General features: G+C 61.7%; 8 protein-coding genes and 1 pseudogene. 2 read left to right on the top strand and 7 right to left on the bottom strand.

The genetic code is table 11. The features are described 5' to 3' along the window. Positions 1-43 precede the first annotated feature (43 nt). Positions 44-613 (bottom strand): lipocalin family protein, encoded by a 570-nt coding sequence (locus tag AC3IT6_RS01575; RefSeq protein ID WP_489354070.1) that lies wholly within the window; start codon positions 611-613, stop codon positions 44-46. A 30-nt stretch (positions 614-643) separates the two neighbouring features. Continuing rightward, on the bottom strand, positions 644-898 hold the full coding sequence (locus AC3IT6_RS01570) for a hypothetical protein (protein WP_007975531.1): 255 nt from the start codon (positions 896-898) through the stop codon (positions 644-646). A gap of 207 nt (positions 899-1,105) precedes the next feature. Here AC3IT6_RS01570 and AC3IT6_RS01565 point away from each other — a divergent pair. Both AC3IT6_RS01565 and AC3IT6_RS01560 read left to right on the top strand, forming a co-directional pair. Next, positions 1,106-2,164, top strand: a pseudogene (locus AC3IT6_RS01565) (cache domain-containing protein); the annotation flags it as partial. Positions 2,165-2,305: 141 nt separating this feature from the next. Next, entirely contained in the window at positions 2,306-3,070 is a 765-nt protein-coding gene (locus AC3IT6_RS01560) for a methyl-accepting chemotaxis protein (protein ID WP_411740587.1), read from the top strand. 117 nt (positions 3,071-3,187) lie between these two features. On the opposite strand, the gene AC3IT6_RS01555 is transcribed toward AC3IT6_RS01560, so the two are convergent. The 5 genes from AC3IT6_RS01555 to AC3IT6_RS01535 all read right to left on the bottom strand — a co-directional run bounded on the left by AC3IT6_RS01555 (position 3,188) and on the right by AC3IT6_RS01535 (position 12,377). Beyond that, complete coding sequence (locus tag AC3IT6_RS01555) at positions 3,188-3,790, bottom strand: DUF924 family protein (RefSeq protein WP_489354069.1); 603 nt, start codon at positions 3,788-3,790, stop codon at positions 3,188-3,190. 3 nt (positions 3,791-3,793) lie between these two features. Continuing rightward, on the bottom strand, positions 3,794-4,804 hold the full coding sequence (locus AC3IT6_RS01550; protein ID WP_223446438.1) for a class 1 fructose-bisphosphatase: 1,011 nt from the start codon (positions 4,802-4,804) through the stop codon (positions 3,794-3,796). Positions 4,805-5,080: 276 nt separating this feature from the next. Then, positions 5,081-6,454, bottom strand: a complete 1,374-nt coding sequence (locus AC3IT6_RS01545) for a DUF3999 domain-containing protein (RefSeq protein ID WP_489354068.1) — start codon at positions 6,452-6,454, stop codon at positions 5,081-5,083. Then, positions 6,451-9,657, bottom strand: a complete 3,207-nt coding sequence (locus AC3IT6_RS01540; RefSeq protein WP_489354067.1) for a DUF2339 domain-containing protein — start codon at positions 9,655-9,657, stop codon at positions 6,451-6,453. Before AC3IT6_RS01540 ends, AC3IT6_RS01545 begins: the two co-directional genes overlap by 4 nt. A 269-nt stretch (positions 9,658-9,926) precedes the next feature. Beyond that, the gene (locus tag AC3IT6_RS01535; RefSeq protein WP_489354066.1) at positions 9,927-12,377 is read right to left on the bottom strand and encodes a glycogen/starch/alpha-glucan phosphorylase; all 2,451 of its coding nucleotides are present in this window, start codon (positions 12,375-12,377) and stop codon (positions 9,927-9,929) included. Between the last annotated feature and the right edge of the window lie 134 nt (positions 12,378-12,511).

Here is a 12,511-nt window from a genome sequence, read left to right as displayed (position 1 = left end):
GATCGCCGCACCGCCGCTCCCACATTTGGATATGTGCTGACGATTAGTTCGACGTCTCGGCCATCTGCTGTTCCGACGCCCGCCAGATCAGCCGCGTGGTGTCGTAACCCTGCTGGCGCGCCCTGCTCAGCAGCTCCTCACGCACCACACCGTTCACGGTCGGTGTGCGCGACAACAGCCACAAATACTTCCGGCTCGGATCACCGACAATGGCGGTCTTGTAGTCATCGCTGACGTACAGCACCCAGTATTCGCCCTTCGCTGTACCCGGGATCAGCCTGGAAAACCAGGTATCGAACTCGATCCACAGTTTGTCACCCTTGCCGGGCACCTGTGGATAAGCCGTGCCCTTGACCTCTTCCCATTGCCACTGCGCCGTCAGGCAGCGGTTCAACACCGCGACATTGCCGTCAGGCTTGAGCGTGTAATGGGCTTCGGACTGCGCGCAGTCGCGCTGGAAGTACATCGGCATACGAGCCAGCTCGTACCAGGTGCCCTGGTAGCGCTTGAGGTTGACGCTATTGACAGTCTTGGGGGCCAATGGGTCCTGGCCAGACGTGGCACAGCCGGCCAACACCAGGCCGGCAAAAAGGATGATCAATAACCGCTTCATTATTTTTCTCCCGTGGGCAATCGCCCCGGTTTACTTCAGGCCTTGGCCGGAAAACATCAGCACTTTGTCACCGGCGAACTGCACGCTGATAAAGCTGTTCTTGTCGCCCCAGGTGCAACTGGACATGCCGAGCGCACCTGAACAATCGGCGGGTTTGCCCAACAGGGTCTCCACGTCGGCCTTGGCCATGCCGGCAGAGAGCTTCGAGTAGTTTTCCTGATTGACCTTGCTGCAGGCAGCGAGCAATACGCAGAACGAAAGCAGGGCGATGGAACGCAACGACATGGTGAAACTCCGGGGGCGTAGGGGATTGGCATGGCTGCCAAGCTGAAGCTTAGAAGAGAAAACCCCTGTCAGGTTCCCTGCCCGGCAGGCTATTTATCGGGCCACTCGTCTACCTTTTGCCGAAAATCAGCCACTTTGCCTGTTTACCGAGCATTTCGTCGTTTTTCAGAGATTCCGCTAATCTTTGGCGCCGTTCAGTCGACATAAATGCAACGCAAAGCCACGTCGGTGGCATTTGCTCCCCATTTTGTAGAACAGCCCCTCTGCGGTAGCTCATCCATGACCAGAAACATGAAGTTCAGCCACAAGATATTGCTGGCTGCCGCCCTCGTGGTGGCCGTCGCATTCGCTTGTTTCATCCTGTTCAACGACTATCGCCAGCGCGAAACCTTGCGCAACAGTACCGAAGCCTCGATGCAGGAACTCGGCAGCCTGACCACCAGCAACATCCAGACCTGGCTGGAAAGCCGCATGCAATTGCTGCAGTCGATGGCCCAACAGGTCTCTGCCGATGGCAATTCTCCCGCCAGCCTGAAACGGATCATCGACCTGCCCGCCTACACCGGCAACTTCCAGTTGAGTTACTTCGGTGGCGCCGACGGCGTGATGTTCTCGGTCCCGGCGGGCAACCGCGCGGCGGACTACGATCCGCGCGCCCGTGGCTGGTACAAGGCGGCCAATAGCGCGCAACAGACCATCGTCACCGAACCCTACATCGCCGCCTCCTCCGGCAAACTGGTGATCACCGTGGCTACCCCGGTGCAGCACCAGGGCCAGATGATCGGTGTCGCCGGTGCCGACATCGACCTGTCCAGCGTCAGTGCGATCATCAACTCGCTGAACTTCGGCGGTCACGGCCATGCGTTCATCGTCGGTGCCGACGGCAAGATCCTGATTCACCCGGACAGCAAGCTGGTACTCAAGAACCTGACCGAGGCCTACCCCAACGGAGTGCCGAAAGTCAGCCCGGGCATGAAAGCAGTCGAGATCGACGGCAAACGCCAGTTCATCTCCTTCACCCACGTCAACGGCGTGCCATCGGCGGACTGGTACGTGGCGCTGGTGCTCGACCAGGACACCGCGTTCTCGATGCTCAGCGAATTCCGCACCTCGGCGATCATTGCCATGGTGATTGCCGTGGTGATCATCATTGTGCTGCTGGGCATGCTGATCAGCCTGTTGATGCAGCCGCTGCTGACCATGGGCCGCGCCATGCACGACATCGCCGAAGGCGAAGGGGACCTGACCAAACGCCTGACCATTCACGGCCACGACGAATTCGGCGCGCTGGGGCTGTCGTTCAACCGCTTCGTCGAGCGCATTCACACCTCGATCATCGAAGTGTCCTCGGCCACCGGCCAGGTCAACGAAGTGGCGCTGCGGGTAGTCGCCGCCTCGAACTCGTCGATGTTCAACTCAGACCAGCAAGCCTCGCGCACCAGCAGCGTGGCCGCGGCGATCAACCAGCTCGGTGCCGCCGCCCAGGAAATCGCCCAGAACGCCGCCCTCGCCTCGCAACATTCCAGCGATGCCCGCAGCCTGGCCGAAGACGGTCAACAGGTGGTGGATAAAACCATCGCGGCGATGCAACAGCTGTCGGCCAAGATCAGCGACTCGTGCGGCAACATCGAAACCCTCAACAGCAACACGGTCAACATCGGGCAGATTCTGGAAGTGATTACCAGCATCTCCCAGCAAACCAACTTGCTGGCACTGAATGCAGCCATCGAAGCGGCCCGCGCCGGTGAAGCCGGCCGTGGTTTTGCCGTGGTGGCCGATGAGGTGCGCAACCTCGCTCACCGCACCCAGGACTCGGCGCAGCAAGTGCAGACGATGATCGAAGAGCTGCAAGTCGGCGCCCGGGCAGCGGTGGGCATCATGACCGACAGCCAGCGCCAGAGCGAAAGCAGCGTTGGTATCGCCAACCAGGCGGGCGAACGCCTGGGCAGCGTGACACAGCGCATCGGCGAGATCGATGGCATGAACCAGTCGGTCGCCACCGCCACTGAAGAGCAAACGGCGGTGGTGGAGTCGATCAACGTCGACATTACCGAGATCAACACGCTGAACCAGGAAGGTGTGGAGAACCTGCAGTCGACCTTGCGTGCGTGTGCCGATCTTGAGCGGCAGGCGGCGCGGTTGAAGCAGCTGGTTGGTAGCTTCAGGATTTGAGGTGCACTAGCGGGCCTCTTCGCGAGCAAGCCCGCTCCCACAGTAGATCTCCAGTGCAACAAAGATCCCTGTGGGAGCGGGCTTGCTCGCGAAGACGGCATCAGCAGCAATGAAGATCTAGAACCTCGACCCCGGCTTGGAGAGAAACGCCAACTCCTCAGCCGTAGACTCCCTTCCCAACACCGCATTGCGATGGGGAAACCGCCCAAACTGCGCAATCACCCGCTGATGCCGCTCGGCATAGTCCAGGTAATCTGCGAACAACGCCCGGTCACCTTCAGGCTGCTGCGCCACCAATTCGATATAGCGCGAGACGCCTTCGTTCTGCACCGCGAGGTTCTCGCTGTGCTCGAATACCAGATAGATGAACACCCGCTGAATCGGCTGCAACTGCCGATCGAAATCCGCAGCAATGCCTTGGGCTACCAGCTTTTGCGCCCGGAGATCGCCTGCAAAGGCTTTGGGAGTATCGCGAAAGATCATTCGCGGGATTTGATCGAGCAACAGCACCAGGGCCAGCCAACCTTCGGGACGTTGCATCCACTCGGTCAATCCGCCGGCCAGTGCCTGCTCGACCTGGGCCCCGAAACGCTCACGCGCTTCGAGGTCCTGGCTGTCGCGCTTGCCAAACCATAACTTGCCCTTCTGCGCCGCCACTTCGCTCGCTGACCCGGAACTTCCGAACCACCAATCAAGCAACGGCTGCCAGGGCGCGGTCATGGTTTATTCCTTGTGGTAAGCCGTGACGCGGGCAACTTCTTCTTTCGAACCGAGGAACACCGCAACACGCTGGTGCAGGCCTTCAGGCTGGATGTCGAGGATGCGCTGGTGGCCGTCGGTGGACGCGCCGCCCGCTTGTTCCACCAGGAACGACATCGGGTTGGCTTCGTACATCAGGCGCAGTTTGCCCGGCTTCGACGGCTCGCGGCTGTCGCGTGGGTACATGAACAGACCGCCGCGGGTCAGGATGCGGTGCACGTCGGCCACCATCGCGGCGACCCAGCGCATGTTGTAGTTCTTTTTCAACGGGCCGGTCTCACCTGCCAGCAACTCGTCGACGTAGCGCTGTACCGGGGCTTCCCAGTGACGCTGGTTGGACGCGTTGATGGCGAATTCCTGGGTGCTTTCAGGAATGGTGATGTCTTCGTGGGTCAGGACGAAGCTGCCCATTTCACGGTCCAGGGTGAAGCCTTTCACGCCGTCGCCCAGGGTCAGGATCAGCATGGTCTGTGGACCGTAGATCGCGTAACCGGCGGCCACTTGCTGAGTGCCTGGCTGCAGGAAGGCCTTTTCATTCAAAGGTTCGTTCTGGCTCAGGTATTCGTTCGGGCAACGCAGTACCGAGAAGATGGTTCCGACCGGGGCGTTGATGTCGATGTTCGACGAACCGTCCAGCGGGTCGAATACCAGCAGGTAGGCGCCTTTTGGGTATTTACCAGGGATCTGGTAGGCATTGTCCATTTCTTCGGACGCCATGCCGGCCAGGTGACCGCCCCATTCGTTGGCTTCGAGCAGGATTTCGTTGGAGATAACGTCGAGCTTCTTCTGCACTTCGCCCTGGACGTTTTCAGTGCCCATGCTGCCCAGAACGCCACCCAGGGCGCCTTTGGATACGGCGTGGCTGATCTCCTTGCAGGCACGCGCCACCACTTCGATCAGGAAGCGCAGATCGGCAGGAGTGTTGTTGCTGCGGGTCTGCTCAATCAAATAGCGACTCAAGGTAACGCGGGACATGGAAGGCTCCGGTGGAATGGGGGGGGCTAAAAACCCGCGCAGTTTAACGCGAGTCGGGGCGCATTTCCTCCTATCAGACGTGATCGGCTGAAGAGAGTTCATGCGCGGGGATGAGCGTAGTAGGAAATGGGCTGGATGCGAGCCTGGGAACTGCGGTCATTTCGGCATTTTCAGTGACTGGGCGAACGCTTTCGCGAGCAAGCCCGCTCCCACAAGGACAGCGCAATACCTGTGGGAGCGGGCTTGCCCGCGAATGGCGCGCAGCGCCGGCTTTCTTCAGGACTTGGCTGGTGGCTTGCGCAACAAGCTGAACGCCATCGCCGCCAGGAACAAGACACTGAGCAACAACACCGCCCACAGGCCGAACTTCTTCCACTGGGTGTCCGTCGTCGCCAGCGTTTTCTCTGTCGATGCATTCGAGACCACCGCCCCGACATCCACCATGGCCCGGCCCAAAGTCGCGAGCTTCGCCGGGCTGTAATCCGGAATCAGCGTCGACAGCGGCAAGTTCGCCGCCTTCGCCGTCGTATTGCCCACGACCAACGTGTAAGGCCCCGGCCCGCGCGCCAGGAACACCAGTTGCGTGGCGCGCACGGCAAACTTCAGCGTCGGCGCCTGATCACCCAGGCCGCCGCCGCGTTCGTCCACGGTCAGTTTTAATTGCTGGACGATTTGCCCAGACAGCTGCAATTGGTTTTGCACCACATCCTGACCGTTCTGGGTCAGGCGATAGAGCAAACCGCTGCCCAACGACTGCCACGGCAGGCTGCTGTCGCGCCGGCCGGCCAGGCTCACCGGTGCCAGGCTGTTGGGCTGGCTCAACTCGACCTGCACCCGCTCGACATTCAGCCCCATCGGCAACTGCCAGGTGTATTCACCCGCCTTCACGCTGCTGCCGGCCAATGCCTGGGACCAGACCAACGGCAGCGGCAGGCTGCGGGTACTGGCGCTCTGCAGTTGCGCCGAAGTCAGTGTCGGCGCCGAATGCGGGGTGATCCACAGCAACCGCAGGTAGCGCGCCGACTGGTCCGGCAGGTTGACTTCATGCTGTTCGACCCGCTCGTCGGAAAAGGTCAGGCGCGCCACCTGCCCTTCACCCCAGGACTGCCAATGCTGCAAATCATCGCTGGCTTCGACGGTGAAACGCTGGAAGCCGTCGCGCTCGCTGGTCCAGTCGAGAATCAATTGCTGCAACGGCGCCTTGATGGCGGAAGCGTCGAGCAACCAGCCGCGCAGCTCCTCCTCACCCGCCTCCAGCTGACTGGAGGGCTGCACCTGGACCAATGTGCCGTTGGTGTTCGATTGCACCCGCACGCTCGGCGCGGTTTCAGTGGCGTCCACCGAGTTGTACAGCGGAAACCATTTCACCTCGGTCAAGGTGCGCGTTTCATTGCTCCGCGCCGACTCCCGGGCCAAGGCGTAAGCCTGAACTTCGCCCACGGCGTTGAACACACGCACGTCGCTCAGGTCAGCCTGCCGTGCATTCAGTTGTACGTTCAGGGGCAGTTCAAGGCGGTACCAGGGGCCTTCGCCCGCCACCGACAATGGCACTTGGGTGGTGAAGTCCGCCGGTTTTTCCTGGGCAACCGCCGACAACACCACGCCCATGGCAACAGCGCCCAGCCAACCCAGGTTCAGCTTCTGACTCAAGACGACACTCCTTCGGATTCCGGGACCGGTTTCTCGATATCCGGCACAGCTTCGGCGCGCTTGGGCGGCAACGGGGCGAAATAACCCACCACCAGCAGCAACACACCGACACCGATAAACGACACGATCCGCGCCAGCCCGCCGCGATTACTCAATTCAACAAAGATCAGCTTGGCCACGACCACACCGATCAAGGCCGCGCCGATCAACCAGACTTCGCGGCGGCGACGCAAATGGCCGCCGATCATCAGGCTCAGGGCCATCAAGGTCCAGACGATGGACAGGCCGGCCTGCACCCGCATCGACGCCAGCAACAGGTCCAGCTCGAACGGCACCCCGCTCCAGTGGTGCGCCGTACGCATCACCAATGCCGTAAAGAACACGAACAGCGAGGCACCCGCGACCCCTTGCGTGGCGATAACGGCGTAATCCTCGCGGACCGCCAGTTGTGTCATGGCGCTGCGGGACCAGACATAGACGCCGAACAACGCAAACAGCAGGCCCAGCTCCAGCGGGTTGATCAATGGCACGTAAGGCAGTGGCTCGGCGTTGCCGTCACTGGCGACATTCGCCAGCCAGAACCAGCCGAGCATCAACAACGCCAGCGGCGCGGCGGCGTATACACGGTATTCGCGCGGATACGCCGACACCGGCCACGGCCACGCGCGAGGTGCCGCCATCAACACCAGATAAAGACCTGGCAGAATCGCCCAGCCCAACCAGCGCCAGGCGTTGTATTGCTCGGACAACACCAGCAAGCCATAACGCAGCTCCAGAGCCAGCACACCCATCAACAGCCAACAGCCGAGCACATGGGCGACGCTCGTCACCCGCGCCGGCAGCATGGGTGCCAAGCGGCGCAGGGACATGAAATGCACCACGAACACGGCGGCCCACGCCAGCCAGCCGACGTTGGCCGCCGGGTGATAACGCGAGTGCCAGGCCGCCAGCAGCACCAACGCTGCAGCGGGAATCAACGCCGTGCAGAGCACACCCAGTGACGGCCATTTCAGGCGCAGCGCCAACACCGCCCACAGCGCCACACTCACGGCAGCGATGCCCAACAACAAAGTCGCCTGCGTCGGCAGCGGCGCAAAATGCAGCACTTCGATGACCCAGGCCAATGCCCACCAGCCAGCACCCCATACCAGCAACGCCTGGGACAATCGCAACAGACCCAGCCCTTCCAACGCTCCACGCACATGACCAATCTGCAAACGCCAAGCCCCGACCATCGCGGCCAGCCCCAGCACCAGCGGCGCCCAGAATCCAGCATGAGCCAAGGGATTCAGCCCTTCACTGAACAGCGGCCCCGTCGCCAGGAACAGCGCGCCACCCAACAGTTGCACAGCGAGCGCGGTGAACACGAAGGTGCGCGATGGCAGGCGCACGCCAACCAACAACGTCAGCGCCCCGGCCAAGGCCCAACTGATCACCGTGCCGTGGCTGAAGAAAAACAACGGTGCCAGCAAATAAAGAAACGCCAGCCCGAGGCACGCCAGGACTGGCAGGCCTTTCAGTTCCCAAGGCCTGATCTGTTCCGGCAAGGCTTTACGCAACAGGTAGAAGCTGAACAGCAACGCGACGCCCAGTAACAGCGCACCTAGCGGTACACCGCCGAGCAGGCTGCTTTCGCTGTCGTGCAGCTGGCTGAGAAACACCAGCGCCGAGCCCAATTGCAGCAGCAAGGCAAACGCCCGGCCCAAGGGCCTTTGCTGGCGCAGGCCGAGCCAGTAGATCCCCGCGCCTTCCACCGCCCATGCCGCTGTCGTCCAGCGTGCATCGAGCCCCAGCGGAATCGCCAGGCTGGCGAAGATCACGCCCAGGGCCAGGCAGGTTTCCCCCAGCAACAGCGTGCGCCCGGCCATCAGCCAGCGGGCAAGCCCCATGTAAATCATGCCCAGCGCCAAGGCACTGAACGCCGCTGCGAACTCCAGATGCTGCACCAAGGCGAACTGCAAGCCGAAACCCACCAGCGGCGGACCGAACAGCAGCGTGCCGTCGACATAGTCGCCCTTGCGCACCGACCACTGCAGCAGCGATTCGCGACTGTCCTCTGCCGGTGCATCGCCCATCTCCAGCAGCCTGCGCCGGGCGAACAGCAAACCAATGGCCAGGTACATCAGGAAAAACAAAATCAGAAACGGCTCGGTACTCCACAACTGCTCCGGCGAGTAGGAGCGCAGACCCCAGGCGAAACCGATGCCGAAGGTGCCGGTGAACCCGATGACATTCAACAGCCGCCAGGCCTTGAACCAGGCGATGGCGAAGATGCCGGCATTGAGCAGGGCAAAGTAGCTGAACAGCGCGACGTGGCTGCCGGCGCCGGTGGAGGCCAGCAGCGGCGCGGCGAATCCACCCAGTGCGGCAGCGGCGGCCAGCCCCAGGGAGTCCTGGGTAAGGGCCAGAATTGCTGAACAGATCGTCACCGCCACCAGCAGGCCAAACCCCGCCGAAGGGTCGAGCAGCGGATGCAGGCGCATCGCGGCAAACACCGTCAGGTACAACACGGCGATCCCGGCGCCTTGCAGGATCAACGCATAACTGCTGTTGCGCGCTCGCAACCACCAACCCAGCCCGAGCAACCCCAAGGCTGCCGCCGCGACACCTGCGTAACGCAATTCAACCGGCACCACCACGCCTTCGGTGGCATAGCGCAGCAGAAAGGCCAGGCCGAGGAACAGCAGCACCACGCCGACACGCAACACGGTATTGCCGCCGAACAACCAGGCGCGGGCACGGCTGATGGCGCGATCGATGAGGTTCGGGCCACGCGGGGGGACAGGTGGTTGTGACTGGCGAGCGGTCGTCTCGGCCTTCCAGGCATCGGCGGGCTGCGAACGGTTGGTTTCGGTGGTCGCTGTGGTGATCGGTTCGAGTTCGGGCGGCAGTTCCCAGAGCAAATCCTGGGCCGCGACAGGTGCTTCATCGAGGATGGTTTCAGGTGAGACAAGCGGTTCGCGGGCTTCCGAAGCCTTGGCGCCCGATGCTTCGAGCAGCGCCAGCCGTTGCTCGACCGCGTGCAGCGCGACCTGCGCCTGTTCCAGCAAACGCTGCTGCTCGACGGCCTGCGAGTCCATGCGAGCCATGCGAAGGGCCTGGCCGACACCCAATCCGAGTAACGCCCCCAACAGCGCATCGCTGAATGACTCGTCGAGTATCCAGCCGAGCACCAGCCCTATCAGCATGAACATCCATTGCATGGTCGATATCCCTAAGCGGCCCCATCGTGGGGCAAGTCCGGGTGGTACAGCGTCTGGTTCAGTCTAGTGGCCAGACACCCGGAATCCAGTGTGACAGCAGATTGCATCTGCACCACAAACCCAAAGTGGGAGCGGGCTTGCTCGCGAAGCGGACATCACATTCACCATTGATAGTGAATGTCAGTCCGCTTTCGCGAGCAAGCCCGCTCCCACAGGGGATGAAGGTGACGCATAGTATATCGACCAAGCCCGGCAATACGGGCGTAAAACTACTCCAATGCCTTCCAGATTTCCGTGGCGTACTCGCGAATGGTCCGGTCCGACGAGAACCAGCCCATCCGTGCCGTGCTCAACACCGCTGAACGCCACCACTCCTTCGAATCGTGCCAATGGGCTTCGACGCGCATCTGGGCGTGCCAGTAGGAATCGAAGTCGGCGCAGACCAGGAAGCGGTCGTAGTCCACCAGCGAATCGATCAACCCGGCATAACGGGACGGATCATCCGGCGAGAACACCCCGCCACGAATCGCTTGCAGCACATCGTTCAGACGATGGGACGCAGCGATGTCCGGTGTGGCGTTGAACTCATGGTTCTGCTTGCGCGCTTCCACCTGCTGCGCGCTGAGGCCGAAGATGAACATGTGCTCGGCGCCGATGCGGTCGCACATTTCCACGTTGGCCCCGTCCAGGGTGCCGATGGTCAACGCGCCGTTCAGGCCGAATTTCATGTTGCTGGTGCCTGACGCTTCGAACCCGGCGGTGGAGATCTGCTCGGACAAATCCGCCGCCGGAATGATGCTCTCCGCCAGGCTGACGTTGTAATTGGGCAGGAACACCACTTTGAGCAAGCCGCGCACGGTCGGGTCGTTGTTCACCACCCGGGCGATGTCGTTGGTCAGCTTGATGATCAGTTTGGCCTGGTGATAACTCGCGGCCGCCTTGCCGGCGAAGATCTTCACCCGTGGCACCCAGTCGATTTCAGGTTCCGCGCGAATCGCCTGGTACAACGCCACGGTGTGCATCAGGTTGAGCAACTGGCGTTTGTATTCGTGGATCCGCTTGACCTGCACGTCGAACATCGCCGCCGGGTTGACCGCCACGCCCAACCGCTCATGAATCAGGTACGCCAGGGCTTTCTTGCTGTGCAGGCGTTGCTCGGCAAACGCCTTGCGGAATGCACTTTTCTCGGCGAACGGTTCGAGGGCGAGCAAACGCTGTTCCGGGTTATCCAGCACTTCGGGCCCGAGGGTATCGACCAGCATCGAGGTCAGCTCGGGGTTGGCCTGATACAGCCAGCGGCGGAAGGTGATGCCGTTGGTTTTGTTGTTGATCCGCTCCGGGTAGAGCTTGTGCAGTTCGGAGAACACCGTTTGACGCATCAGTTGCGTGTGCAACCCGGACACACCGTTGATGCTGTGGGAACCGAGAAACGCCAGGTTGCCCATGCGCACACGGCGTCCGTTGTCTTCCTCGATCAGCGACACCGCGCGCAGCACGTCGAAGTCGTGGATGCCTTTGGCCCGCAGGGAGTCGATGTGCTGGGCGTTGATCAGGTAAATGATCTGCATGTGCCGCGGCAGCATGCGTTCCATCAAGCCGACCGGCCAGGTTTCCAGCGCTTCGGGCAGCAACGTGTGGTTGGTGTAGGACAGCGTATCGACGGTGACCTGCCACGCCGCATCCCACGCCACATCATAGACGTCGACCAGCTGCCGCATCAGTTCGGCCACGGCAATCGAGGGGTGGGTGTCGTTGAGCTGGATCGAAGCGTGATCGCCCAGGGTCAGCACCGAGGTGTGCATGTTGCGATGGCGGCGCAGCAGATCCTGCAATGAGGCGGCGACGAAGAAATACTCCTGGCGCAGGCGCAATTCCTGGCCGGCCTCGGTGCTGTCCGCCGGGTACAGTACCCGAGAGATGCTTTCGGCCCGGGCCACTTCGGCCACGGCGCCCAGGTGGTCGCCGGCGTTAAAACGCTCCAGATGCAGATCTTCCATGGCCCGTGCGCGCCACAAACGCAGCGTGTTGACGCTTGCCCCGCGCCAACCGACCACCGGCGTGTCATACGCAATGGCCCGTACGGTTTCCACCGGGTGCCAGACTTGCCTGGACTTGCCGTTTTCATCGGTCACGGTCTCGACACTGCCGCCGAAACCGATCGGGTAAACCACCTCCGGGCGCTCGAACTCCCACGGGTTACCGAAATCCAGCCAGTGTTCGGTCTGCTCCTGTTGCCAGCCGTCGACAATCGCCTGGCGGAACAAGCCGTGTTCGTAACGAATACCGTAGCCATGACCGGCGATGCCAAGGGTCGACATACTTTCCAGGAAACACGCTGCCAGACGCCCGAGGCCGCCGTTGCCCAGGGCCGCATCGGGCTCCAGCAAGCGAATGCGCTCAAGGTCGACGCCGAGTTCGGTCAGGGCTTCGCGGGCCACGTCGAGCAGGCCGAGGTTGCTCAGGCTGTCGAAGAGCAACCGGCCGATGAGAAATTCCAGGGAGAGGTAATAAACGCGCTTCTGGCCTTTGCGGTAGATCTGCCGCGTGTGGTCCATCCAGTGCTCGACCATGTGATCCCGCGCGGCCAGGGCAATGGCTTCGAACCAGTCGTGGTCGAAGGCGTGATCCGGGTCTTTACCCACTGCATAAGTGAGTTTGGTCAAGACGGCGTCGCGGAATGCGGCCACCTCTGCTTCGCGAACAAGTGGTTCTTGAGTCATCGATAGGACCTCGAGCGAGCTTGGAATTGTCTGAGCCTAGTCGGTCTGACAGGCGGTAGAGGCTCTGGTTCGGCAGTTTTTCCTTTGAATGCGAGCTGGATCGACATTGCGTTGCCTTGTGCCTGAATCAATGC

Source organism: Pseudomonas sp. KH_017 (assembly GCF_057840285.1).
This window is presented reverse-complemented; position numbering and strand designations above follow the sequence as displayed.